The organism is Nonomuraea sp. NPDC049695 (genome assembly GCF_040674955.1).
In the GTDB taxonomy this organism is placed as follows: Bacteria; Actinomycetota; Actinomycetes; order Streptosporangiales; family Streptosporangiaceae; genus Nonomuraea; species Nonomuraea helvata.
This window is the reverse complement of record NZ_JBFANV010000015.1, coordinates 112,006-137,154: the sequence shown is the minus strand read 5'-3', so window position 1 is coordinate 137,154 and position 25,149 is coordinate 112,006. Positions and strand designations below refer to the sequence as shown.

Here is a 25,149-nt window from a genome sequence, read left to right as displayed (position 1 = left end):
GGTTTCAGGAGGCGTTGAGGATGTCTTCGAGTTCCTTGTTGGCCGCGGCCAGCGCGTCATCCGCGCTCGCCTTGCCCTCGATGACCTTGCGGGCCGCGTTCTGCAGCACCGCCTTGGTCTCGTTGGCCTCCGTCCACTGCGGGTCGGCGGGGAAGGCCTTGGCCTTGGCGAAGGCGGCGGCGAACGGCGCCTGCGCCGGGTCGCTGGACAGGGCCGCCAGGGCTTCGGGGTAGACGGGGAGCAGGCCGCCGTCGGTGGCGTACTTCACGCCCCACTGCTTGTCCGAGGCCAGCTTCACGAAGTCCTTGGCCGCCTCCTTCTCCTTCGCGCTGCCCCACACGGCGATGTCGTTGCCGCCGAGGAAGGACTGCGCCTCGCCGCCCGCCTTGGACGGGAGCGGGAAGAAGGCCAGCTTGTCGCCCTTGAGCTTGCCCTTGCTGTCCTCCGCGATCCCCGGCAGGTCCCACGACGCGGTGAGGTACATGCCGACCTTGTTGTTGGCGAAGCGGGTGCGGATCTCGGTGGTGTTCTGGTTGAGCCGCGACTTGCCGGACAGGCCGTCGGTCACCAGGCCGGTGTACTGGGCGAAGCCCTCCTTGAAGCCCGGATCGGTGAGCTTGCCGACCCACTTGTCGCCCTCCTTGACGGCGTAGTCGCCGCCGGCGGTCCAGGCCAGGGCGCCCAGCAGGTGGTTGGCGTCGGAGCCGCCGTTGAAGGCGAAGCCGTCGACGTCCTTGCCCTTCTTGGCCTGGATCTTCTTGGCCGCGGCCACGAGCTCGTCCCAGGTCTTGGGGATCTCGATCTTGAGCTCCTTGAACCAGTCGGCCCGGTAGAGCACCGCCCGGCTGCCGCCGCCCCACGGCACGGCGTACGTCTCGCCGTCGATGGTCTCGAGGCCCATCAGGTTCTTGGGGATCTGGGCCTGGTCGCCGGCCGAGACGATGTCGGTGATCGGCTCCAGGGCCTCCTGGCTCTGCCACAGCGGGACCTGGTCGTTGCCGATCTCGGTCACGTCAGGGCCGGTGCCGCCGGCCGCCGCGGCCGTGAACTTGTCGTTGACCTGCGGCCACGGGATCCACTCCACGTTCACCTTGGCGCCGGTCTGCTTCTCGAACTCGGCGGTCAGCTCGTCGGTGTACTTCTGGGCGGCGGGGTTGGTGTCCCCGAGGCGCCAGAACGTCAACGTCTTGCCGGCGTACTTGGGGCCGCTGCTGGCGGGTGCGGCGGCGCTGGGTGAGGACGAGGGGGCCTCGCTCGAGCCACAGGCGGCCAGACCCAGGGCCAGCGCGGCCGTGCTGACCGTAGCGGCTGTGATCTTCGCGATCCTCACAGGGTTCTCCCTTCCCGGGTGCCGGCCCACGGTCCGCACCAGGCTGATCGTCAATGTCGAACAACGCTGCTAAACTAACAAGAAACTTTCTTAAAAGAAACGCTCGTTAGCCATTCGTGACGAGAGAGGCGCGCCAATGAGTCGAAGCCCGGGGGTCCCCCGGCTGCTGCGCAGGCTGAACGATCGCGCGGCGCTCGAACTGCTCCTGGTGGACGGCCCGCTCACCCGGGCCGAGCTGGGGGAACGGACCGGGCTCTCCAAGGTGACCGCGGGCCAGCTGCTCGCCCGCCTGGAGGAGCGGGGGCTGGTGGAGGTGGCGGGGGAGCGCGCCGGCGGCAGGGGGCCGCACGCCGCCGTGTACGCCGTCGTGCCCTCTAGCGCGTACGTCGCCGGGCTCGAGGTCCTGCCCGACAGCCTCAAGGTCGCTGTGGCGGACATCACCGGCAGGGTGGTCGTCGAGATCACGCTCAACCCCTTCGACAGCCGCGACCCGGTCAAGGCGGTCCACGAGGCCGTGCAGCGCGCCTGCGACACGGCGAACGTCAGCCTGTCGCGCTTGCGCGCGTTCGTCATCGGCACGCGGGGCGTGGTCGACCCGGCCTCCGGCGACGTGCGCTGGTCGTACGACCTGCCGGACTGGCACGTCGGCGTGCTGGCCAGCCTGCGTCAGACGCTCTGCACCTCGGTCACCATCGAGAACGACGTCAACCTGGTCGCGCTCGCCGAGCACACGTACGGGGCGGCCGCCGGCCACGACGACTTCGTGGTGATCTGGGCCGGTGTCGGCCAGGGCCTCGGCGTCATGCTGGGCGGCCGGCTGCACCGGGGCATCGGCGGGGGAGCGGGCGAGATCGGCTGGCTGCCGGTCCCCGGCGAGCCGCTGCCGTCCGACGTCTCGGAGCCCCAGTCCGGCTCGTTCCAGCGCCTGGTGGGCCACGCCGCGCTGCGTGAGCTGGCCGAGCGGCACGGCATCACCGGTGACTCGGTGCCCGACCTGGTGCGCGACGGCGACGACGCCTACCTGGACGAGGTGGCGGGGCGGCTGGCCGTGGGCGTGGCGGCGGTGACCGTCGTGCTCGATCCCGGCCTGATCGTGCTCAGCGGCGAGATCGGCAGGGCGGGAGGCGCGCGGCTCGCCGCCAAGGTGCAGGAGGCGGTGGCCCGCGTGTGCCTGAGCCGGCCCACCGTGGTCACGACCGGGGTCGCGGGCAACCCGGTGCTGCGCGGTGCGCTGGTGGCGGCGCTGGAGCAGGCCCGGGAGCAGGTCTTCTCCGACACTGTGTGAGAATTTCTGCCCATGTGGCAGTCCCCCAACGATGTCGTCCTGATCTCCGACCCCCGCGTGACCGGGATCCCCGTGCGGGAGTGCGGCGAGCCGCTGGCCGACGTGCGCGGGCGGCTGCGCGTGGACGGGCGCATGGCGGACGACCGGGGCGCGTACGCGCACCTGCGCTCGGGCCTGCTCGACCGCTTGCAGCAGGCCGAGCGCCTGCTGCCCGACGGCTTCCACCTGCTGATCGTCGAGGGCTACCGGCCCATCGAGACGCAGCGCAGCATCTTCGACGGGTACCGGGCGGAGCTCCAGCGCACCTTCCCCGAAATTTCCCCCGACGAGTCATATATCGCGGCAAGTCGGTATGTGTCCCCAGTCGAGGTCGCCCCCCACACCGCCGGCGCCGCCGTGGACCTGACGCTGTGCGACCCCGACGGCGTCGAGTACGAGATGGGCACCCAGGTCAACGACAACCCGGAGCAGAGCGACGGCGCCTGCTACACGGCAGCCCCCAACATCTCCGCCGAGGCCCGTAATCACCGCAAGGTCCTCGCCGCCGCCCTGGAGCCGACGGGCCTGGTCAACTACCCCACGGAGTGGTGGCACTGGTCGTACGGCGACCGTTACTGGGCCATGTCCACGGGATTTCCCCACGCCCTTTACGGCCCCGTCTGACAACCGTTTGCCGAACGGGTTTTCCCGAGGCTGGGGGACGGGCACAACCTCATTCCGGAGTTCTGGACTCCCCCAGCGAGGTGTGGGCATGGTTCCGTTGATCGGGATCGAAGAGGAATACCTCGTCGTCGATCCCCGCACCCGCCACGTGGCTCCCCGAGCGGCCGAGGTCCTGGCCGCGGCGACGGATGTGCTCGACGTGGTGTACGAAATCACCAGGTTCCAGGTGGAGGCTCGCACGCCGCCCTCCGCCGACCTCTGCGAGCTGGGCTCGCAACTGCGTACCGTGCGCAAGGAAGTGGCCGCGGCGGCCCGCTCGTGCGGGCTCGCCGTGGTCGCCAGCGGCATCCCCGTACTGGGGAACGTCATGTCGCCCCCGCTCACCGACGACGTCCGCTACCTGCAGGGCAGGGTGCTCTACCGGGCGCTCCAGGACGAGATCTGCATCTGCGCCCTGCACGTGCACGTGGACGTGCCCGACCAGGAGCAGGCCGTCTACGTCGGCAACCACCTGCGTCCCTGGCTGCCCACGCTGATCGCGCTGGCCGCCAACTCGCCGTTCTTCGCGGGCCGCGACACGGGCTACGCGTCCTGGCGGGTGATCAGCTGGGGCCGCTGGCCGGTGTCCGGCGCACCACCGTACTTCCCGTCGTTCGGCGACTACGAGCTGGCCCTGCGCGCGCTCACGGAGTCGGGCGCGCTGCTCGACCCCAAGACGGTCTACTGGGACGCCCGGCCGTCGCCCAGGCTGCCCACGGTCGAGATCAGGGTGGCAGACGTGCCGCTCGACGTGAGCGACAGCCTCACGCTGATCGGGCTCGTGCGCGCGCTGGTCGTGACCGCGCTGGCCGCGGTGCGGCGGGGCGACCGCGGATTACCCGTCCCGTCGGAGGTGCTGCGCGCCGCCTACTGGCGCGCCGCCCGCGACGGGCTGATGGGTGACAGCATGGACGTGCGGCACGGCACGCTCGTGCCCGCGCCGGTGATGGCGCGCCGCCTCCTGGAGCACGTACGGCCGGCGCTGGCGGAGGCGGGCGACCTGGCGTTCGTCCAGGACGGGCTGGACCGGCTGCTGGCGAAGGGCTCGGGAGCCATGCGCCAGCGCCGGGTGCACGCCAGGGGCAACGACCTGGCCGACGTGGTGGACGACCTCATCGAGGCCACCGTCGCCTGAAACCCGGGCTCCTAGTGCAGGGCCAGCGCCACGGCCACGCCCAGGCCGAACGCGACGACGACGCCGCGCAGGACCTTGGCCGACATGAGCCTGGCCACGCGCGTGCCCAGGAACCCGCCCGCCAGGCTGGCCGGCGCGACCACCGCCACGGCCTGCCACTGCACGGGCCCGAACAGGGAGAACGCCACGACCGACACCGTGCTGATCACCAGCGACAGCGTGGCCCGCACGGCGTTGACGCGATGCAGGTTGTCGTGCAGGAACATGCCGAGCACGGTCAGCAGCAGCACGCCCATGCCGCCGTTGAAGTAGGCGCCGTAGCAGCCGCCCAGGAAGACTCCCGCGTACACCATCTTGCTGGGCGGCCCGCCGGCCTCGCCGCCGAAGCGCTTGCGCAGCCACGGCTGGGCCAGCAGCGCCAGGCTGGCGAAGGCCACCAGCCACGGCACCAGCGACTCGAACAGCCTGCCCGGCGTGAGCAGGAGCAGGGCGCTGCCCACGACCGCGCCCAGCACGGTCGTGATCGACAGCGCCGTCGCCCTGCGCCGCTGGCCGCGCAGCTCGGCCCGGTAGCCGAGCACGCCGCCCAGGTAGCCGGGCCACAGCGCCACCGCGTTGGTCACGGACGCGGTCAGGCTCGGGTAGCCGAGCGCCAGCAGCGCGGGGAACGAGATGAGCGTCCCGCCACCCGCCAGCGCGTTCACCACACCGGCCAGCAGACCGGCGCCCAGCAGGAAGAGCAGATCGGTCATCGGCCGACTGCGTAGCCCTGGGCGCCGCGCGGGTTGGCGGCGGCCTTGAGGAAGGCGCCGTCACGGGCGACCGCGCTGAGCCTGCCCAGCGTCCACGAGCCCTGTGCCTCGACCTCGTGGCCGCGCCGCCGCAGCTCCGCGAGCACGCCCGCGTCCACCCGGTCCTCGACGTGCAGCACGCCGGGGCGGGAGCCGCGCGGGAAGAACGAGCTGGGGAAGTGCTCGGAGTGGAACATGGGCGCGTCGATGGCCTCCTGCAGGTTGAGGCGGCCGTGGACGACGGCGAGGAAGAAGTTCACGCTCCACTGGTCCTGCTGGTCGCCGCCTGGGGTGCCGAACGCCAGCCACGGCCTGCCGTCCTTGAGCGCGAACGACGGCGAGAGCGTGGTGCGCGGGCGCGTCCCCGGACGCAGCGAGGCCGGCAGGCCGTCCTGCAGCCAGAACATCTGCGCCCTCGTGCCCAGGCAGAAGCCGAGCTCGGGGATCGTGGGGGAGCTCTGCAGCCAGCCGCCGCTGGGGGTGGCGGAGACCATGTTGCCGTGCCGGTCCACGACGTCGAGGTGGCAGGTGTCGCCCTTCACCGTGCCGTCGCGGGCCACGGTCGGCTCGCCGACGCCCTGCGGGGAGCGGGCGCCCGAGATGCCGGGCGCGGCGCTCGCCGTGCCGGGCGCGGGGAAGTCGGGCAGCCGGGGCGCGCGGCCGCCGGGCGCGCCGGGCCGCAGCTCGAGGCTGGCCTCGGCGCCGATCAGCGTGCGGCGCTCGGCGTTGTACGCCTCGCTGAGCAGGTCGGACACCGGAACGTCGAGGTTGTCGCCGTACCAGGCCTCGCGGTCGGCGAAGGCGAGCTTGGCGGCCTCGGTCACCGTGTGCACGTAGTCGGCGCTGAGGTGGCCCATCGCGTCGAGGTCGAAGCCCCGCAGCAGGGCGAGCTGCTGCAGGAACACCGGCCCCTGTCCCCACGGCCCCGTCTTGTAGACCGTGTGCCCGTGGTAGTCGAACCCGAGAGGCTCCTCGACGGTGGCGGACCAGCCGGCCAGGTCGTCGCCGGTGAGCAGCCCGCCGTGCACGTCGCCGGAGCTGTCCAGCCAGGCGGTCTTCGCGCTGAACTCGGTGATCGCCTCGGCGACGAACCCCTCGTACCAGGCTCTCCTGGCGGCGGCGAGCTGGCCCTCACGGGTGCTCGACGCGGACTCGGCCTCGGCGACCAGCCGCCGGTAGGTGGCGGCCAGCACCGGGTTGGCCAGCTTCGACCCGGGCGGGGGGACGTTCCCGCCGGGCAGCCAGGTCGCCGCCGACGTCGGCCAGTCATTGTTGAACAATCCTTGGACGGACTCGATCGTGGCCGAGATGCGCTCCAGCACCGGCACGCCGTGCTCGGCGTAGTGGATCGCCGGCGCCAGCACGTCGGCCAGCGACCAGGTGCCCCAGCGCTCCAGCATGAGCATCCAGCCGCCGAAGGCCCCCGGCACGGTGGCCGCGAGGAGCCCCGTGCCGGGCACGATGTCCAGGCCCAGCTCGCGGAAGCGCTCGATGGTGGCCGCGGCGGGCGCCACGCCCTGCCCGCACACCGTGGACACCTTCTGCTCGCCCTCGCTCCACAGCAGGATCGGCACCTCGCCGCCGGGGCCGTTCAGGTGCGGCTCGACGATCTGGAGCACGAACCCGGCGGCGACCGCCGCGTCGAAGGCGTTCCCGCCGCGTTCCAGCACGCCCATGCCGGTGGCGGAGGCCAGCCAGTGCGTACTGGCGACCATGCCGAAGTCACCCGACAGCTCGGGCCTGGTGGTGAACAAGATCTCTCCTTCTAAAGATTCGCGGCCGCATCAGGGAGGCGGTCCGCCGTTACAAGATGGCACGCGGCCGGATGGCCGTTCCCGCGAGGATCGCTCAAGGGCGGCTCCTCGGTACGGCAGGCGTCGTACGCCAGCGGACACCGCGTGTGGAACCGGCACCCGGCGGGCGGGTCGACCGGGCTCGGCACGTCACCGCCGAGCACGATCCTGCGCCGCTCCCGCTGCCTGACCGGGTCGGCCACCGGGGCCGCCGACAGCAGAGCCTGCGTGTACGGGTGCCGCGGCCCGGCGAAGATCTCGGCCGTCGGGCCCGACTCCACGATCCTGCCCAGGTACATGACGGCGACCCGGTCGGCCAGGAACTCCACCACCGACAGGTCATGCGTGATGAACAGGCACGAGAACCCCATGTCCCGCTGCAGATCGGTCATCAGGTTGAGCACCGACGCCTGCACCGACACGTCCAGCGCCGACACCGGCTCGTCGGCCACGACCAGCTTGGGCTCCAGGATCAGCGCCCTGGCCAGCCCCACCCGCTGCCGCTGCCCGCCGGACAGCTCGTGCGGGTACCGGGAACGCATCTCCTGCCGCAGCCCCACCTTCTCCAGCATGGCCGAAACCCGCTCCGACACCTCGCGCCGGCCGGCCACCTTATGCCTGAGCAGCGGCTCGGCGACGATCTGGCCGATCGTGAAGCGCGGGTTGAGCGAGGAGAAGGGGTCCTGGAAGACCATGTGCACGTCCCTGCGCAGCGGGCGCATGGCCCGCCGCGACAGGTGGGTGATGTCGCGGCCGTCCAGCTCGATCGTGCCCGAGGTGGGTTCGGTGAGCCGCAGCACGCACTTGCCGACCGTGGACTTGCCGCTGCCCGACTCGCCGACCAGCCCGAGCACCTCGCCCTGGCCGATCTCCAGCGACAGCCCGTCCACGGCGCGTACCTGGCCGTAGTGCTTGACCAGGTTGTCGATGCGCAGGATCATCGCTTGCCTCCCGGGTGGAAACAGGCCGCCAGATGGCCGTCCGCGTGCTGTTCGAGCGGGGGTCTGGCCGCGCGGCAGTCGTCCTGGGCGCGCGGGCAGCGGGCCTGGAACGCGCACTCGTCGGGGTCCGTCAGCGGCGAGGGCACCATGCCGGGGATCTCGGCCAGCCGCCCGTTGACGGCCGCGGACGGGAGCGCGTTCATCAGCCCCAGCGTGTACGGGTGGCGCGGGTCCGCGAACAACTCGGTCACCGGGGCCTGCTCGACGGCGCGGCCCGCGTACATGACCACGGCGCGGTCGGCGATGTCGGCCACCACTCCGAGGTCGTGCGTGATGAGGATGATCGCCGTGCCGAGCCGGTCGCGCAGGTCGCGGAACACGTCCAGCACACCTGCCTGGATCGTCACGTCGAGCGCCGTGGTGGGCTCGTCGGCGATCAGCACCCGCGGTGAGCAGGCCACCGCGATCGCGATCATCACGCGCTGGCGCATGCCGCCGGAGAGCTGGTGCGGGTACTCCTTCATGCGGCGCAGGGGCGCCGGGATCCCGACCAGCTCCAGCAGCTCGACGGCCCGGCCGGCGGCCGCCTGGCGGGAGAGGCGCTCGTGCCTGCGCAGCACCTCGGTGATCTGGTATCCGACGGTGAACGACGGGTTCAGCGAGGTCATCGGCTCCTGGAAGACGACCGAGACGTCCTTGCCGCGTACCTGCCGCAGGTCCCGCTCGGGGAGTGTGGTGAGCTCGCGCCCGTCCAGCTTGACCGAGCCGGACAGCCTGGTCGTGTCGGGCGGCAGCAGCCGGGGCACCGACATCGCGGTGACCGACTTGCCGCAGCCCGACTCGCCGCACAGCGCCAGGATCTCGCCCTCGTCCAGCGTGAGCGAGATATCCCTGACCGCCTGCACCAGGCCGTCCTCGGTGTCGAAGCCGACGGTGAGGTTCGTGATCTCCAGCAGGCTCATCGGGCGCTCCTCGGGTCCAGAACGTCACGCAGCCCGTCACCGAGCAGGTTGAAGCCGAGCGTGGCCAGCGCGATCATCAGCCCGGGCCAGATGGCCAGCCAGGGGGCGTCGCTCAGGTACTGCTGCGCGGTCGTCAGCATCACGCCCCACGAGGGCGTGGGCGGCTGCACGCCGAGCCCCAGGAACGACAGCGTGGCCTCGCCGATGATCGCCCCCGGGATCGCCACGGTGGCCTGCACGATGAGCGGGTTGAGGCAGTTCGGCAGCACGTAACGGAAGATGAGGTGCCCGTCTCCGGCGCCGTCGGCGATGGCCGCGTCCACGTAGTCCATCTCCCTGACCGACAGCACCTCGCCGCGGGTGATCCTGATGATGGCGGGCAGCTGTGAGAAGCCCAGCGCGAACACCACGCCCTTCAGCGAGGGTCCGATGATCGCCGCCAGGCCCACCGCGAAGACCAGGAACGGGAACGCCAGCGTCACGTCCACCAGTCGCATCACCACGGGGTCGAGCCAGCGCCGGTAGAACCCGGCCACCAGGCCGATCGGGATGCCCACGACCATCGCCAGCAGCGTCGAGAGCACTCCGGCCTGCAGGGACACCTGCGCGCCGTGAGCGATCCTGGCGAACGCGTCGCGGCCCAGGTCGTCGGTGCCCATCGGGTGCGCGCCCGACGGGGGCGCGAGCGTGGCCAGATAGTCCTGCGCGGCCGGGTCGCCGGTCACCAGCGGGCCGATCAGGGCCAGCAGCACGAACGCGACCACGAGCACCAGCCCGGCCATCGGCATCGGCCGCCTTCTGAAGCGGCGCCAGAGCTTAGTCACGGGTGCCCCCTGACAGCCTGATCCGGGGGTTGAGGAAGGCGTAGGCGATGTCGACCAGCAGGTTGACCAGCACGTACCCGATGACCGTGATCAGCACGACGGCCTGGATGACCGGGTAGTTCCTGGTCAGCACGGCGTCCACGGTCAGCTTGCCGAACCCGGGGATCACGAAGATCTGCTCGGTCACCACGGCGCCGCTGATCAGCGCGCCGAGCTGGAGGCCCAGCACCGTGACGACGGTCGTCAGGCTGTTGCGCAGCGCGTGCGCGCCTACGACCTTGGCCTCGGACAGGCCCTTCGACCTGGCCGTCCTGACGTAGTCGGCGGACAGCGCGCCCAGCATGGCCGAACGGGTCTGGCGCATGAGGATGGCGGCGAAGCCGGTGCCGAGCACGAGGGCGGGCAGGATCATGCGCTGGAGGTTCTGCGCGGGGTCCTGGGTGAAGGGGACGTACCCGGAGGCGGGCAGGATCCGCCAGGTGACGGCGAACAGCAGGATGCCGACAAGGCCCAGCCAGAAGTGCGGCACCGACAGGCCGGCCAGGCCGAACCCGGTGGCCACGTAGTCGGCGAGCCGGCCGCGCCTGACGGCGGCCGCGATGCCGGCCCCGACACCGACGACGATGGCGACCAGCATGGCCAGCAGCGACAGCTCCAGCGTCACCGGCAGCCGCTCGGCGATGATGTCGATCACCGGGAGCTGGTCCTGCGTCGAGCGGCCGAGGTTGCCGGTCAGGGTCTGGCCGACGTAGTCGAAGTACTGGGCGGGCAGCGGCTTGTCCAGGCCGAACTCGTGGCGGATGGCCTCGACCACGGCGGGCGAGGCCTCCTCGCCCGCCATGACCGTGGCCGGGTCGCCGGGCAGCGCCCTGATCCCCAGAAAGATCAGGACGCTGGCCACGAACAGCACGATCACGGCTGACCCGCAGCGCCGGAGGATGAACCAGAGCATTACGCGGCGAATCCGGCGGCGACGAAGCGCGGCAGGCCGTCCTCGAAGTACTGGACCCCCGCGACGTTCTTGCTCATGCCCAGGTAGTACTTGTTGTGGTAGAGGTACAGGACCCCGCGCACCTCGGCGGCCTTCTTCATGGCGGCGGCGTAGAGCTCGGCCCGCTTGGCCGGGTCCGACTCCGCGGCGGCCTGCTTGATCGGGTCGTCGATGCCCGGGTCGGACATGCCGCTGTAGTTGTTGCTGCCGCGGCTGGTGATGAGGTTCGTGAGGTTGCCGTCCGGGTCCACGCGGCCCGACCAGCCGTTCAGCAGGACGTCGAACTTGCCGGACTTGCCCTGCTCGAGCGTGCTGACGAACTCGGCGCTCTGCACGCTCACGTTGAAACCCGCCTCCTTGGTCATCTGCTGGATGACCTGCGCCAGGCGGACGTTGGTGGCGTCGTTGGGTGAGGTCAGCGTGACCGGGACCGGCGTCGGCACGCCGGAGGCCTGCACGAGCTGCTTGGCCTTGGCCAGGTCACGCTTCGGGCACTGCAGGTCCGCGGCCCGGTACTTGCTGTTCAGCGGCACGGGGAAGCAGTCCACCTCGTGCAGGCCGTTGTAGACGGTCTTGTTGATCAGGTCGCGGTCGAGCGCCAGCTCGAACGCCTCGCGCAGCTGCGGGCTCTTGGCCAGCGCCGTGTTGACCGTGCCGGGCTTCTCGGTGGAGCCGGCGGCATTGCCGGTGTTGATCGTGATGCCGTAGTACCCGAGGCCGCCGCCGGAGACGACCTTGAGGTTCGGGTCGCTCTGGACGCCCTTGACCGTGGTGGTGGCGAGGTTGTCGCCCACCTGCACGTCGCCGGACTTCAGGTTCGCGGCCCGCACGTTCGGGTCCACGATGATTTTGTATACGAGCTTGTCCAGCTTGACCTTGGCCGCGTCGTAGTAGTCGGGCGCCTTGTCCAGCACGATCTGGCTGCCGGAGGTGCGGCTCGCGAACCTGAACGGCCCGACGCAGACCGGGCTCGCGCCGAAGTTGTCGTTCCCCGCGTCCAGCGCCTTGGGCGACATGATCATGCCGGCGCGGTCGGCGAGCTGCGCGGTCAGCGGCGTGAACGCGCGCGACAACGTGAGCTTGACCGTCGTGGGGTCGGCCACCGTGACCTTGGACACCGCGGCCAGGTCGGCCTGGCGCGCGGACTTCTCCCAGGTACGGTGCCGGTCCAGCGACTTCTTGACCGCCTCGGAGTCGAACGCCGTGCCGTCGTTGAACTTCACACCCGCACGCAGCTTGATCGTCACCTCCTTGCCGTCGTCGGAGATCTCGGGCAGGGCGGTGGCGAGCTGCGGGACCAGGTTGGCCTGCGCGTCGATGTCGTAGAGCTTCTCGCACATGTTCGCGAACACCTCGCGGCCCACCAGCGTGGTCGAGATGCTCGGGTCGAGGGCGTCGGGGTCGGCGCTGAGCGCCACGTTGAGCGTGCCGCCGCCCTTGACGGGCCGGTTGTCGGCTGAGGCGTCGGATATGGAGGGCGGGGCCGCGGGTGCGCCGGCGGACCCGCCTCCACCGCAAGCCGCCAGGGCAAGGGGGAGAACGGCGAGCGCCGCGACCAGCCTGGGGGACGGTCTCATGGGGGCCTCCGTTGAAAGGTTTAGGAGACTGTATACAAGACCTGACATTTCACTGGTGTTTCGTGACCCCCCGTTGTTATCTGACCGTTTTCTAATCGTTCGGGTGTTTTGTCCTGCGCACGGCCGCGAGGAAGGACCGCCGGGCGGCGGCGACGTGCGCGACGGCCCTGGCCTGCGCCTCGTCCTCGTCGCCCGCCGCGATGGCCTCGCACAGGCTCAGGTGCTCCGACCAGGAGTGCGGCCCGCGTACGGCGGCGGTCTGGCTGAAGACCCACTGCGCGCGCAGGAGCATGGGCTTCATCATGAGGCTGAGGTACGAGTTGCCCGCCGCCTCGCCCACGGCCAGGTGGAAGGCGGTGTTGAGGTCGGCCACCTCCTCCAGGCGCCCGCTGTCCACCGCCTCCTTGGCCTGGTCGAGCACCCGGCGCAGCCGCTCGGCGGACTGGGGCGTCCGCTTGCGTGCGGCCAGCCGCGCCGCCAGCCCTTCGACCGCCATGCGCACGTCGAAGAGCTCCTCGCCCTCCTCGGCGGACAGCCGCGCGACGGTGGCGCCGAGCCTGGGCACCACCTCGACGAACCCCTCGGCGGCCAGCACCCGGATGGACTCGCGCACGGGGTTGCGGGACACTCCGAGCGAGGCGGCCAGCCGGTCTTCGACCAGGCGCTCGCCCTGGGCCAGCTCGCCGGAGAGTATGCGGCGCCGCAGCTCCTTGGTGACCTCGTCACGCAAGGTCCGGTGAGCCGCGCCCAGCGTCAAATCAGTCATATGGCGACTTATCGTATACAGCGGGATCAGGTCTCGTGCTCGGGGTGGACCGGATCGCGGCCGGCCGTGCCATCAGGCGCGCAGGCGCAGCCCGCGGGGCGTGGGGTGGAACCCCGCCGCCTCCAGGGCCGCGGCCAGCGGTGAGTCGACGATGGAGGCGCCGTCGGCCCGCTCCACGGTCAGCTTTCCGAGTGCGCCGTCCCGCACGGCCAGTGCCAGTGCGTCGACGGCAGGCTGCAGCCGCTCGTCGTCGGCGAACGACAGCAGCGTCTTGCCGCCTCGTTCGACGTAGAGCGCCAGGTGGCCGTCCACGAGCACGACCAGCGACCCGGCCTTCCGGCCAGGCTTGTGCCCGAGGTCGCCCGGGTGCTGCGGCCAGGAGAGCGCGGCGCCGTACGGGCTGGCGGGGTCGGCGGCGGCCAGCACCACGGCCCGGGACCCCGCGGTCGCCTGATGCGCGGTCGGGGCGATGCCGGGCGCCATGGCGCGCATCCGGTCGACCGCTCCGGGCAGCGCGAACTGCGCACCCCCCAGGCCCTCGACGAAGTAGCCCCGGCGGCACCGCCCGCTCTCCTCGTATGCCCGCAGGACCTGGTAGACGGGGGTGAAGCCGCCGGGCAACCGTTCGGAGGTCACCGCGCCCCTGGTCACCACGCCGTGCCGCTCCAGCAGCACCTCGGCCTGCGCATGGGCCCGCTGCGTCGCGTCGGCGGCGGGCGCGGGCAGCAGCCACCACCGGCCGGCCACCGTGGGAGGGCCGCTCCTGCTCGGCAGCACGGCCCGGCGCCTGCGCGTGGTGGCGGGCCGGTGCGCCGGACGGCCGGTGCCGAGCGTGGCACGCAACGGGGCCAGCGTGTCACCGGAGATCCGCCCCGCCCACACCAGGTCCCACAGCGCCGCGGCCAGCGTCGCGTCGTCCAGCGAGCCGAGCTGGTCGGAGATGCCGCGGAAGAACAGCGCCCCGCCACCGCCCAGCAGCTCGAGCACGCGCTCGTGCAGGGGCGTCATCGTGATCTCGGCGGGCTCTGGCAGCAGCAGCGGCGCGGTGTCGGCGTAGTAGAGCGACACCCATCCGTCGCCGCCGGGCAGCGAGCCCTGACCCGCCCACATCACGTCGCCCGACGAGGTCAGCTCGTCGAGCAGCGCGGGATGGTAGCCGGGGACCCGCGAGGGCAGCACCAGCGTCTCCAGCGCGGACGCGGGCACGGCGGCCCCCTGGAGCTGCTCGATCGCGCGGACCAGCGCGTCCATGGCCCGTGCCGCCTCGCCGCCCGCCCGGCCGGCGGCGCCCGAGCCGGTGATGCCGTGCCAGGCGGGCAGGAACCGGGCGAGGGTCTCCGGCGCGACCGGCTCGACCTCCTTGCGCAGCCTCGCCAGCGACCTGCGGCGCAGCATCCGCAGCACCCCCGCGTCGCACCACTCCTCGCCCCGCCCGCCGGGCCGGAACTCCCCGTTCACCACCCGGCCGGACGAGGCCAGCCGCCGCAGCGCGTCGGTCACCACGGCGACGCCGAGCCCGAACCGGGCGGCGGCCGTGCCCGCGTGGAAGGGCCCACGCGTGCGGGCGTGCCGCGCCATCAGGTCGGCCAGCGGATCGGCCACGGGCTCCAGGAACGCGTGGGGCACTCCGACGGGCAGCGGCGCGCCCAGCGCGTCACGCATGCGGGCCGCGTCCTCGATCGCCGCCCACTGCTCCTCACCGGCGATGCGGACCCTGATCGCGCGGCGCGACCGTTCGAGCTCCGCCAGCCAGGACGGGTCGCCGCCGCGCACGCTCACGTCGGGCGCGAGCAGCGGCCCGTGCGAGCGCAGCAGGTCGGCGAGGTCCTCCAGGTCGCGCAGCGGGCGGTCGAGCCTGGCCAGCTCGCGCTCGGCGTCGGAGATCACGTCGGGGTCGAGCAGCTCGCGCAGGTCGGCCTGGCCGAGCAGCTCGGCCAGCAGCGTGGTGTCCAGGGCCAGCGCCTGGGCCCGCCGCTCGGCCAGGGGCGCGTCGCCTTCGTACATGAACGCGCCCACGTAGTGGAACAGCAGCGACGTGGCGAACGGCGAGGCCTGCGACGTCTCCACCTCGACCAGCCGCACGCGGCGCGCGGCGATGTCGCGCATGAGCTGCACGAGCCCCGGCACGTCGAAGACGTCCTGCAGGCACTCGCGCATCGTCTCCAGCACGATCGGGAACGAGGCGTACTGCGAGGCCACGCCCAGCAGATGGGCGGCGCGCTGCCGCTGCTGCCACAGGGGGCTGCGCCTGCCCGGCGTGCGGCGCGGCAGCAGCAGCGCCCGCCCCGCGCACTCCCTGAACCGGGAGGCGAACATGGCCGACCCGCCCAGCTCCTCGGTGACGATCTGCTCGATCTCCTCCGCGTCGAACGCGGCCACGTCGGTGGGCGGCTCGGCGAGCGTGTCGGGGATGCGCAGCACGATGCCGTCGTCGGAGTGGACGGCCTGCACGTCGATGCCGTAGCGCTCGCGCAGCCGCCGGTTGATCGCCAGCGCCCACGGGGCGTGCACCCGCGCGCCGTAGGGGGAGTGGATGACCACGCGCCAGTCGCCGAGCTCGTCGTGGAAGCGCTCGACCAGGAGAGTGCGGTCGTCTGGGACGTAGCCGGTGGCCTCGCGCTGCTCGTGGAGGTAGGCCCGCAGGTTTCCCGCGGCGTACTCGTCGAGCCCGGCCGCCCGCATGCGCTCGGTCGAGCCGTTCTTGGCCTGCTCGCGCAGGAACTGCCCGATCGCCCTGCCCAGCTCGGCCGGGCGCCCCGGCGCGTCGCCGTGCCAGAACGGCAGCTTGCCCGGCTGGCCCGGCGCCGGCGAGACGAGCACCCGGTCGGCCGTGATGTCCTCGATCCGCCAGGACGTCGCGCCCAGCACGAACACGTCGCCCACGCGCGACTCGTAGACCATCTCCTCGTCGAGCTCGCCCACCCTGGAGGCCTTCTCGCCCACCAGGAACACGCCGAACAGGCCGCGGTCGGGGATCGTGCCGCCGTTGGTGACCGCCAGCCGCTGCGCGCCCGGACGCCCCTGGAGGGTGCCGGTGACGCGGTCCCACACGATGCGGGGGCGCAGCTCGGCGAACTCCTCGCTCGGATAGCGCCCGCTCAGCATGTCGAGCGTGGCCTCCAGCGCGCTCCTGGGCAGCGTGGCGTAGGGGGCGGCCCGCTTGACCACCGACTCCAGCTCGTCGACCGTCCACTCGTCCATCGCGGTCATGGCCACGATCTGCTGCGCCAGCACGTCGAGCGGATTGCGCGGGTAACGCAGCTCCTCGATCTGGCCGCTCTTCATCCGCTCGGCCACCACGGCCGTCTGCACCAGGTCGCCCCGGTATTTCGGGAAGATCACGCCTTTGGAGACCGCGCCGACCTGGTGCCCCGCCCGGCCGATGCGCTGCAGCCCGCTGGCCACGCTCGGCGGCGCCTCCACGCACGCGACCAGGTCGACCGCGCCCATGTCGATGCCCAGCTCGAGGCTGGAGGTGGCGACCACGGCAGGCAGGCGGCCCGACTTGAGCGCCTCCTCGATCTGCGCCCGCTCCTCCTTGGAGACCGAGCCGTGGTGCGCGCGTACGATCTCCGTCACGACGCCCTTGCTCGCCCCGGCCTGCGCCATCATGTCGGCGGGCATCCGCCTGGGGGTCTCCCAGGCCGGACCGGCGGACGGCCCCGTCTCCCAGATGGAGAGGTCGACGGCCTCGGCGTCGCCGCGCTCCCGCTCGTAGGCCAGCTCGTTGAGCCGCGTGCACAGGCGCTCGGCCAGCCGGCGCGAGTTGGCGAAGACGATCGTCGAGCTGTGCGCCCCGATCAGGTCGAACAGCCGGTCCTCCACATGGGGCCAGATCGACCTGTTGCCCGGCTCCGGGGCGAAGTCCTCCGCACCCTCCTGCTGCGGGCGGCCCTCCATCTCGGTCATGTCCTCGACGGGGACGACGACCTCGACCTCGATCCGCTTCTCCGAGGGCGGCTGCACGACCGTGGCCGGCCGCGCGCCGCCGAGGAAGGCCGCCACCTCGCTCACCGGCCGCACGGTCGCCGACAGCCCGATCCGCTGTGCCGGCCGGTCGAGCAGCGCGTCGAGCCGCTCCAGGCTGAGCGCCAGATGGGCGCCGCGCTTGGTGGCCGCGACCGCGTGGACCTCGTCCACGATCACCGTCTCCACGCCGCGCAACGCCTCGCGCGCCTGGCTGGTGAGCAGCAGGAACAGCGACTCCGGCGTCGTGATGAGGATGTCGGACGGCTTGGCCGCGTATCGTCTGCGGTCTTCGGAGGGAGTGTCGCCCGAGCGGATCGACACGGAGATCTCCGGCACCGGCAGCCCGAACCGGCGCGCCGTCTGCCTGATCCCGGCGAGCGGGGCCCGCAGGTTACGCTCGACGTCGACGGCCAGCGCCTTGAGCGGCGACACGTAGAGCACCCGCGTCCCCTTGCGGGCGGAGTCCGGGTCCGGGGAGGGCTCGGCGTGCTCCGACGCCAGCCGGTCCAGGGACCACAGGAACGCCGCCAGCGTCTTGCCGGACCCGGTGGGCGCGACGACCAGGGTGTTGTCGCCGCGCGAGATCGACTCCCACGCCCCCTCCTGGGCGGCCGTGGGAGCTTGGAAGGCTCCGGCGAACCATTGCCTGGTCACCTGGCTGAACTGGTCGAGCGAGCTCACCAGCCCATATTGCCTCGCGCCACCGACAGAAAACGCATTGGCGCCGTGACGAGCGATTGAGCGAGGTCTTGGCGGACATATAGCGACCGTGACCCTTGACTACGCGGCCATCGAAGCCCGCCGAGCCGAGATCAGGCGGCGTTACGTCTTACCGCACCGGCCGTCGAGCAGCGCGCGCGGCCTGCACCACATGGCCCTGCTCTCGTCGGACGTGGAACGGACGATCAAGTTCTACCAGGAGCTGCTGGAGTTCCCGCTCACCGAGATCATCGAGAACCGCGACTACGAGGGCTCCAACCACTTCTTCTTCGACATCGGCAACGGCAACCTGCTCGCGTTCTTCGACTTCCCCGGGCTCGACCTGGGGCCGTACCAGGAGGTGCTGGGCGGGCTGCACCACGTCGCGATCTCCGTCGACCCCGCCACCTGGGAACGCCTGCGCGGCAAGCTGGAGATGGCCGGCGTGCCGCACCAGATAGAGAGCGGCGCCTCCATTTACTTCAAGGACCCCGACGGCGCCCGGCTGGAGCTGCTCGCCGACCATCTCGGTGAGATGTACGGCTCACGCGTGCTGTGACGGCGCTTCGACGCTCTGGCCGAACTCGCCGTGCTCTGGTCGCCGGCTGCGTTCTAGCGTCGTGACGGCCGGCGTGTGCGGGGCTGCCCCGCACGGGGCGTCCGCCTGATGCCCGCGTGCCTCTCCGATCGCTCCGCCTTCTCCTTCTGTACGGCCTGGCGCAGCACGTTCAGTAACCGGCGGCGCCTGGCCCTGTTGGCCTTGGTCTTGGCTGTCTTCGGGGGTGAAGACTTGGGGGTCTTTGGCATGGGGGTGTCCTACCCATACCGCGGGCGATTCCATACTTGGTTGCATGCGCCTGACGGAGTTCTGGAGACGGATGAACGCTCATTTCGGCGAGACGTACGCCGAGTCGTGGGCGCGTGACTACGTGCTCGCGCCGCTCGGCGGCCGGACCGTCGTTCAGGCGCTGGCCGACGGCGAGAGCGCCAAGACCGTCTGGCGCGCGGTCTGCCAGGTGGAGGACGTCTCGTCCAAGCTGCGCTAACCCTGTGCCGTTTCGAGGGCCTGCCGTAGCGCGGCGGCCGCGAGCTCCGGCTCTTCCGCGCTGCCCTGCCCGCCGGGCGACCAGAGGAACAGCCAGCCGCGGTTCGACGGGGTGGCGAAGATGATCGTCTGACGGCCGGTGCTGGGGTGCCAGACCCACAACACCGGGTCTTCGGTGCCTACCATGCGGCTGACCAGGCCATGATGGGGGAGCAACTCGGCGAGTGCCTCAAGACGGGTGCGTCGTTCCCTGGTGTAGCCGCTCGCCACCCGCCACCTCCGAGCCTCGCCCCTGCAGTGAGTCTCCCCAGCTCACCTCGCGCGCTACCCGTTGGGGACCAACATCGCCAGGACGTGTTCGTCCGCTCCCACGGCGTGGTGACCGAGACCTGCGTGTTCCGGCGGTGATCGAACAGCCGTTCGGCTACTATTGACTCCGCCGGGCCACGTCTTCCCCGGCAGTCGCAGAAAATGTCGGTGGCAGGCCGTAGCTTTCACTCGACTGATCGGACCACGACCCTCCAGGGGGAGTTCCCATGGCTATCAACGACCGCGAGAAGGCCCTCGAGACCGCCCTCGCTCAGATCGAGCGACAGTTCGGCAAGGGCTCAGTGATGCGCCTGGGCGACGACGCCCGAGCTCCCATCGAGGTGATCCCCACCGGGTCGATCTCCCTTGACGTGGCCCTCGGCATCGGCGGCCTGCCGCGCGGCCGCATCGTCGAGATCTACGGCCCCGAGTCCTCGGGCAAGACCACGATCGCCCTGCACGCGGTGGCCAACGCCCAGCGGGCCGGCGGCATCGCGGCCTTCATCGACGCCGAGCACGCCCTCGACCCCGAATACGCCAAGAAGCTGGGGGTCGACACCGACGCCCTGCTGGTCTCCCAGCCCGACACCGGTGAGCAGGCGCTGGAGATCGCCGACATGCTGATCAGGTCCGGCGCCGTCGACATCATCGTCATCGACTCGGTGGCCGCGCTGGTGCCCAAGGCCGAGATCGAGGGCGAGATGGGTGACAGCCACGTCGGCCTCCAGGCCCGCCTCATGTCCCAGGCCCTGCGCAAGGTCGCCGGCGCGCTCAACAGCACGGCCACCACCGCCATCTTCATCAACCAGCTCCGCGAGAAGATCGGCGTCATGTTCGGCAGCCCCGAGACGACGACCGGTGGTAAGGCGCTCAAGTTCTACGCCTCGGTCCGGATGGACATCCGCCGCATCGAGACCCTCAAGGACGGCACGGAGGCGGTCGGCAACCGCACCCGGGTCAAGGTCGTGAAGAACAAGATGGCCCCGCCCTTCCGCGTCGCCGACTTCGACATCCTCTACGGCGTGGGCATCTCCCGCGAGGGCGGCCTCATCGACATGGGCGTGGAGCACGGCTTCGTCCGCAAGTCCGGCGCCTGGTACACGTACGAGGGTGACCAGCTCGGCCAGGGCAAGGAGAACGCCCGCAACTTCCTGAAGAACCACCCCGACATGGCCAACGAGATCGAGAAGAAGATCAAGGACAAGCTGGGCGTGGGTCCGCGCCTCGACGCCCCGGCCGAAGCCGCAGCCCCGGCCCCCGCCCCGGCCCCCGCTCCTTCCGGCCGTGGCTCGAAGTCCACGCCGAAGCCGGGTGACGTCTGATCGCCCATCCCATGAGCGACCCCCTCCTCCCCATGGGCGACCCAGACCGGCCACGGGCGCCCCGATCCAAGGGCGCCCGGCCCGGCCCCCCTTCGCAGTCCCGGCCGTTGGGCCGCGATCTGGCCCGCTCGTCCGCGGACGGCTGGCCATCGGTCGACGAGTGGCGCGACGAACGCGCCCGCCAACGCGCCTCCGCCCCACCCGACCCCTCCCAACCCGACCCCTCCGTCTCTCCGGTTGATGCGGCCGCCCCTCCGCCCGATGTGGCGGGCCCTGAGCTTGACCGGTCCGACCTTGAGGCGGGGGTGGCCGACCTTGAGGCCGGGGCCGACGATCCTCCAGCCGACGCCGACGTCTCTCAACAGGGGATCGCCGACCCTGGGCCTGTGACAGCAGCCTCTCAGCCGGAGGTCGCCGACCCTCGGTCCGACCCGGTCGACGCTCAGCCCGAGATGGCGGGTGCTTCGCCGGAGGGGGGCGGATTTCCTTCTGTGACGGTTCCCTACCGCTCTGGCGCGACCCATCCTTGGTTCGCGGCGGCTGACGCTGGGGCCGAGCCGGCCGCTGCTGAGGCCGGGGCTTCAGGAGTTGCAGAGGAACAGCCAGGGGGCGGTGAGGCCGGTCGGAAGCGGGCAGGCCGAGGGCGGCGATCGGGCCGATCCAGCCGGCGATCCGGGAGTGGTGCGCGGGAGCAGGGTCGGCCGTCCGAAGGAGAAGAACAGAGCTGGCCATCCGGAGGGGGAGAGCAGGGCTGGCCATCCGGAGGGCTCGGTGCGGGGACTGGGCCGGACGGTGAGAGCCGAGGGCGGGATGGTGAGCGCGTCGCGCGAGGGAGGCGGGGTGGTGAGGGCTCTGCCGGGGGTGAGCGTGACGCGGATCCGGAGTCGGTGGCCCGGGCCATTTGCCTCCGTCTTCTCACCATGGCGCCCAAGACGCGCGCCCAACTCGCCGAAGCCCTGCGCAAACGTGACGTGCCGGACGAGGCCGCCGAGGCGGTTCTCAGCCGCTTCTCCGAGCTCGGCCTGATCAACGACGAGGCGTTCGCCGCGGCCTGGGTCGACTCCCGTCACCACAGCCGGGGTCTGGCCAAGCGCGCCCTGGCCGCCGAGCTGCGACATCGGGGTGTGGACACCGACACGGTCAAGGAGGCAGTGGAGCGGCTGGATCCCGACCAGGAGGCGGATACGGCGCGGCGGCTGGTGGAGCGCAAGCTCGCCGCCACCCGATCGCTCGACCCGCAGACCCGTACGCGGCGGCTTGCGGGCATGCTGGCGCGCAAGGGTTACTCCGCGGGCCTGGCCTTCCGCGTCATCCGCGAGGCGCTCGAAGCGGAGGGCATCGACGTGGAGGAAGACCTCCCGTAACCTCCCCGCGGCTTCCGGTACCTGCGCTGACACAGGGTCTGTGACAGCGCAGGTTTTGTGTTTGTACGGTTCGTCCGCGTCCGCGTCCGCCCACTTGCTTCGCTCCTTCCTCCATTCCGAGACTGCCTCGCGCACCGTGGCGTCCAGCAGGGGAATCTCACGAGAGGGTCTCGCCCTTGCAGTTGCGGACGATGATCTTTCCCTACGCGTTGAACACTTGCATGGCAACCAATACATCTGTATAGACTACGGTACGTGCGTCCAATATCTGAAGAGGATCTAACGACCCGCGCCCGCATCCGCGACGCCGCGATGGCGCTGTTCGCCGAGCAGGGGGTCAAGGCCACCACGATCCGCGGGATCGCTGAGGCGGCCAGAGTCTCGCCCGGTCTGGTGCAGCACCACTTCGGCACCAAGGAGACGCTGCGGCAGGCTTGTGACGAGTACGTCCTCAGCTACGTGCGTGAGCAGGTCAACGCGGGCATCACCGACCGCAACCTGGAAAAGCCCGAGTTCATCGAGAACGTCCACCGCACCGCGCCGCCCCTGATGAAATATCTCGGCCGCGCGCTCGTGGAGGGCTCTCCCGCGGCAGCCGCCATGTTCGACGAGCTCGTGACCGTGACGGAGCAGCATCTCGCCAACGAGGACCAGCACTCTGAGACCGACCACCGCGCCCGCGCGACCGTGCTGACGGCGATGAAGCTCGGTATCACGGTGCTGCACGAGCACGTCTCCCGCGCGCTCGGTACGGACCTCTACGCCCCGCAGGGCGCGCTGCGCGTCGGCAAGGCTCAGCTCGACCTGATCAGACCGGAATTCCTCGGCCGCGAGCTGTTCGAACAGGCGCGGACCGGGCTGGAGAAGTTCGAGGGACAACAATGAACGCCGCAGTGCGCGCCGACGGCCTGGTCAAGACCTTCGGCCAGGCAAGGGCCCTGGACGGGCTCGACCTCACCGTCAGGACGGGGGAGGTGCACGGCTTCCTCGGCCCCAACGGCGCGGGCAAGACCACCACGATCCGTATCCTGCTGGGCCAGATGCGCGCCGACGGCGGCCGGATCGAGTTACTCGGCGGCGACCCCTGGCACGACGCCACCGAACTGCACCGAAGGCTCGCCTACGTGCCCGGCGACGTCACTCTGTGGCCCTCGCTGACCGGCGGCGAGGTCATCGATCTGCTGGGCAGGGTACGCGGCGGCCTCGACCCCAGGCGGCGTGCCGAGCTGCTCGAGCACTTCGAGCTCGATCCGCGCAAGAAGTGCCGCACCTACTCCAAGGGCAACAGGCAGAAGGTGGCGCTGGTGGCCGCCTTCGCCGCCGATGTGGAGCTGCTGGTGCTGGACGAGCCGACCTCGGGCCTGGACCCGCTGATGGAGGCGGTCTTCAACGAGTGCGTCCTGCAGGAGAAGCGCAACGGCCGCACCGTGCTGCTGTCCAGCCACATCCTCTCCGAGGTCGAGACGCTGTGCGACCGGGTCAGCATCATCCGCGCCGGCCGTACCGTCGAGTCCGGCAGCTTGGCCGACCTGCGCCATCTCACCCGCACCTCGGTGACGGCCGAGCTGATCGGGCCCGCGCCCGGTCTGGCCACCCTGCCCGGCGTGCACGACCTGACCGTGGACGGCGCCCGGCTGCGCTGCCAGGTGGACGGCGACGCGCTCACCGCGGTGCTCGCCGAGCTGGCCAGGGCCGGCGTGCGGACGCTCACCACGCAGCCGCCGACGCTGGAGGAGCTGTTCCTGCGCCACTACGAGGGAGCCGCCGCATGACCGGCACCCTCGAACTGATCCGGCTCATCCTGCGCAGAGACCGCGTGCTGCTGCCAGTGTGGATGGCGATCAGCGCGCTGCTGCCGGCGAGCATCGCCTCCTCCACCACAGCCCTGTACACCGACCAGGCTGCCCGCGACGCCTTCGCGGCCGCCTCGATGAGCAACCCCGCGCAGCTGGCCACGCGCGGCCACATCTACGACGCGAGCGTCGGCGGGCTGACCGCCTGGACGCTCGGATCGTCCGGGGCGCTGATCGGCGGGCTGATCAGCATCCTGCTGGTGACCAGACACACCCGGGTCGAGGAAGAGACCGGCCGACGCGAGCTGCTGTCGTCGGGTGTCATCGGCCGCCACGCCCCCCTGTCCGCCGCGCTCGCGGTCGTGCTGGCCGCCAACCTGCTGCTGGGGCTGCTGTCGGTGCCCGCCCTGGTCGGGAATGGCCTGCCCGCGAGTTCCTCGGTGCTGTTCGGGCTGTCCACGGCCGCGGGCGGCTGGGCGTTCGCGGCCGTGGCCGCGGTCACCGCGCAGCTCACCGCGTCATCCGGTACGGCGCGCGGTATGGCGATCGCCGTCGGCGGCCTGCTGTTCGCGATGCGCTCGCTGGCCGACACCGGCGGCATCGGCTGGCTCGCGTGGCTGACGCCGTTCGGCTGGGTCCGGCTGACCAAGCCCTTCGCCGGCGACCAGTGGTGGGTGTTGGGGCTGGCCGCGCTGTTCGTCGCAGCCCTGGCGGCGGCCGCCTTCGCGCTGTCCACACGGCGTGACGTGGCCGGCGGCCTGGTGCCCGCCCGCCAGGGGCCCGCCACCGGAGGGCCGCGGGGCGCGTTCGGCCTGGCCGGGCGGCTGCACCGGGGCACGCTCGCGGGCTTCGCAGTTGGGTTCGGCCTGTTGGGCGCCCTGCTCGGCGTGTCAGCGCGAGGGCTCGACGCTCAGCTGGACACGCCGCAGTTCCAGGAGCTGGCCGCGACCGTCGGCGGCGCCGGCGCCCGCATCTCGGATGTGTTCTTCACGTTCATGATGTACGTGCTCAGCCAGCTCGTCACGGGAGCGGCGTTGATGTCGGCGCTGCGCGCCCGTGGCGAGGAGGCGGCGGGCCGGGCCGAGCTGCTGCTGTCCACCCCTGTCGGCCGGCTGCGCTGGGCGCTGAGTCATCTGGCGTTCGCCATCGTGGGCCCGGCGCTGCTGCTGGGCGTGCTGGGTGCGGCGGCGGGGCTCGCCTACGGCGGCGACGTGGCCCGCGTCGCCGGGGCCACGCTGGCCTACCTGCCCGCGGTCTGGACCGTGGTCGGGATCGCGACGCTGCTGTTCGGCATGCTGCCACGGCTGGCCGCGGCCGCGAGCTGGACCGTGCTCGGCCTCTTCCTGGTGGTCGATCTCCTCGCGGAGTTCAAGCTGGCCACCGGAAGCCTCCTGGACCTTTCGCCGTATGTACACGTGCCGGCGATGTTGCTGGGCAGTGCCTCGTCACCGGTGGCGCCGCTGCTGGGGCTGACCGCGGTGGCCGTCACCCTGGGCGCGGTGGGACTGGCGTGCCTGCGCCGCCGCGACCTGATGCCCTCTGCCTGAGACC

General features: G+C 71.4%; 21 protein-coding genes. 10 read left to right on the top strand and 11 right to left on the bottom strand.

Going from position 1 to position 25,149, the window contains the following annotated elements; all coding sequences use genetic code 11:
• Positions 1-4: 4 nt before the first annotated feature.
• Positions 5-1,330 (bottom strand): extracellular solute-binding protein, encoded by a 1,326-nt coding sequence (locus tag AB0J64_RS16345; protein WP_364026989.1) that lies wholly within the window; start codon positions 1,328-1,330, stop codon positions 5-7.
• 136 nt (positions 1,331-1,466) lie between these two features.
• On the opposite strand from AB0J64_RS16345, the gene AB0J64_RS16340 reads away from it, so the two are divergent.
• The 3 genes from AB0J64_RS16340 (at position 1,467) to AB0J64_RS16330 (ending at position 4,452) form a co-directional block, all read left to right on the top strand.
• Positions 1,467-2,615 (top strand): ROK family transcriptional regulator, encoded by a 1,149-nt coding sequence (locus AB0J64_RS16340; protein ID WP_364026986.1) that lies wholly within the window; start codon positions 1,467-1,469, stop codon positions 2,613-2,615.
• Between the two features lie 12 nt (positions 2,616-2,627).
• On the top strand, positions 2,628-3,278 hold the full coding sequence (locus tag AB0J64_RS16335; protein ID WP_364026983.1) for a M15 family metallopeptidase: 651 nt from the start codon (positions 2,628-2,630) through the stop codon (positions 3,276-3,278).
• 88 nt (positions 3,279-3,366) lie between these two features.
• The gene (locus AB0J64_RS16330; protein WP_364026980.1) at positions 3,367-4,452 is read left to right on the top strand and encodes a glutamate--cysteine ligase; all 1,086 of its coding nucleotides are present in this window, start codon (positions 3,367-3,369) and stop codon (positions 4,450-4,452) included.
• Positions 4,453-4,463: 11 nt separating this feature from the next.
• Here AB0J64_RS16330 and AB0J64_RS16325 read toward each other — a convergent pair whose 3' ends face one another.
• The 9 genes from AB0J64_RS16325 to AB0J64_RS16285 all read right to left on the bottom strand — a co-directional run bounded on the left by AB0J64_RS16325 (position 4,464) and on the right by AB0J64_RS16285 (position 17,747).
• Positions 4,464-5,204 (bottom strand): sulfite exporter TauE/SafE family protein, encoded by a 741-nt coding sequence (locus AB0J64_RS16325; RefSeq protein ID WP_364026977.1) that lies wholly within the window; start codon positions 5,202-5,204, stop codon positions 4,464-4,466.
• Positions 5,201-6,958, bottom strand: a complete 1,758-nt coding sequence (locus AB0J64_RS16320; protein WP_364027067.1) for a gamma-glutamyltransferase family protein — start codon at positions 6,956-6,958, stop codon at positions 5,201-5,203. The genes AB0J64_RS16325 and AB0J64_RS16320 overlap by 4 nt, the downstream gene beginning before the upstream one ends.
• Before the next feature lie 50 nt (positions 6,959-7,008).
• Entirely contained in the window at positions 7,009-7,977 is a 969-nt protein-coding gene (locus tag AB0J64_RS16315; RefSeq protein WP_364026974.1) for an oligopeptide/dipeptide ABC transporter ATP-binding protein, read from the bottom strand.
• Positions 7,974-8,939 (bottom strand): ABC transporter ATP-binding protein, encoded by a 966-nt coding sequence (locus AB0J64_RS16310; RefSeq protein ID WP_364026971.1) that lies wholly within the window; start codon positions 8,937-8,939, stop codon positions 7,974-7,976. Before AB0J64_RS16310 ends, AB0J64_RS16315 begins: the two co-directional genes overlap by 4 nt.
• On the bottom strand, positions 8,936-9,763 hold the full coding sequence (locus AB0J64_RS16305) for an ABC transporter permease (RefSeq protein ID WP_364026968.1): 828 nt from the start codon (positions 9,761-9,763) through the stop codon (positions 8,936-8,938). Before AB0J64_RS16305 ends, AB0J64_RS16310 begins: the two co-directional genes overlap by 4 nt.
• Positions 9,756-10,715 (bottom strand): ABC transporter permease, encoded by a 960-nt coding sequence (locus tag AB0J64_RS16300; RefSeq protein ID WP_364026965.1) that lies wholly within the window; start codon positions 10,713-10,715, stop codon positions 9,756-9,758. The genes AB0J64_RS16305 and AB0J64_RS16300 overlap by 8 nt, the downstream gene beginning before the upstream one ends.
• Positions 10,715-12,331, bottom strand: a complete 1,617-nt coding sequence (locus tag AB0J64_RS16295; protein WP_364026963.1) for an ABC transporter substrate-binding protein — start codon at positions 12,329-12,331, stop codon at positions 10,715-10,717. The genes AB0J64_RS16300 and AB0J64_RS16295 overlap by 1 nt, the downstream gene beginning before the upstream one ends.
• Before the next feature lie 91 nt (positions 12,332-12,422).
• Positions 12,423-13,097, bottom strand: coding sequence for a GntR family transcriptional regulator (locus tag AB0J64_RS16290; protein ID WP_364026960.1), 675 nt, complete (start codon positions 13,095-13,097; stop codon positions 12,423-12,425).
• A 72-nt stretch (positions 13,098-13,169) separates the two neighbouring features.
• Complete coding sequence (locus tag AB0J64_RS16285; RefSeq protein WP_364026958.1) at positions 13,170-17,747, bottom strand: ATP-dependent helicase; 4,578 nt, start codon at positions 17,745-17,747, stop codon at positions 13,170-13,172.
• A gap of 88 nt (positions 17,748-17,835) precedes the next feature.
• Between AB0J64_RS16285 and AB0J64_RS16280 the strand changes: the two genes are divergently transcribed.
• On the top strand, positions 17,836-18,324 hold the full coding sequence (locus AB0J64_RS16280; protein ID WP_364026955.1) for a VOC family protein: 489 nt from the start codon (positions 17,836-17,838) through the stop codon (positions 18,322-18,324).
• A gap of 292 nt (positions 18,325-18,616) precedes the next feature.
• A complete protein-coding gene (locus AB0J64_RS16275) occupies positions 18,617-18,811 on the top strand; it encodes a DUF3046 domain-containing protein (RefSeq protein WP_225272622.1) in 195 nt (64 codons plus the stop codon).
• Here the strand turns inward: AB0J64_RS16275 and AB0J64_RS16270 are convergent.
• Positions 18,808-18,996, bottom strand: coding sequence for a hypothetical protein (locus tag AB0J64_RS16270; protein WP_364026952.1), 189 nt, complete (start codon positions 18,994-18,996; stop codon positions 18,808-18,810). The two genes, AB0J64_RS16275 and AB0J64_RS16270, sit on opposite strands and share 4 nt — an antisense overlap.
• Before the next feature lie 350 nt (positions 18,997-19,346).
• On the opposite strand from AB0J64_RS16270, the gene recA reads away from it, so the two are divergent.
• From recA to AB0J64_RS16245, 5 genes are all read left to right on the top strand, one after another.
• On the top strand, positions 19,347-20,441 hold the full coding sequence (gene recA / locus AB0J64_RS16265; RefSeq protein ID WP_364026949.1) for a recombinase RecA: 1,095 nt from the start codon (positions 19,347-19,349) through the stop codon (positions 20,439-20,441).
• A 920-nt stretch (positions 20,442-21,361) separates the two neighbouring features.
• On the top strand, positions 21,362-21,805 hold the full coding sequence (locus AB0J64_RS16260; RefSeq protein WP_364026946.1) for a regulatory protein RecX: 444 nt from the start codon (positions 21,362-21,364) through the stop codon (positions 21,803-21,805).
• 255 nt (positions 21,806-22,060) lie between these two features.
• Positions 22,061-22,690, top strand: a complete 630-nt coding sequence (locus tag AB0J64_RS16255) for a TetR/AcrR family transcriptional regulator (protein WP_364026943.1) — start codon at positions 22,061-22,063, stop codon at positions 22,688-22,690.
• Positions 22,687-23,577: an ABC transporter ATP-binding protein gene (locus tag AB0J64_RS16250; RefSeq protein WP_364026940.1), complete on the top strand. Its 891-nt coding sequence runs from the start codon at positions 22,687-22,689 to the stop codon at positions 23,575-23,577. The genes AB0J64_RS16255 and AB0J64_RS16250 overlap by 4 nt, the downstream gene beginning before the upstream one ends.
• Positions 23,574-25,145 (top strand): ABC transporter permease, encoded by a 1,572-nt coding sequence (locus AB0J64_RS16245; protein WP_364026937.1) that lies wholly within the window; start codon positions 23,574-23,576, stop codon positions 25,143-25,145. The genes AB0J64_RS16250 and AB0J64_RS16245 overlap by 4 nt, the downstream gene beginning before the upstream one ends.
• Positions 25,146-25,149: the final 4 nt, after the last annotated feature.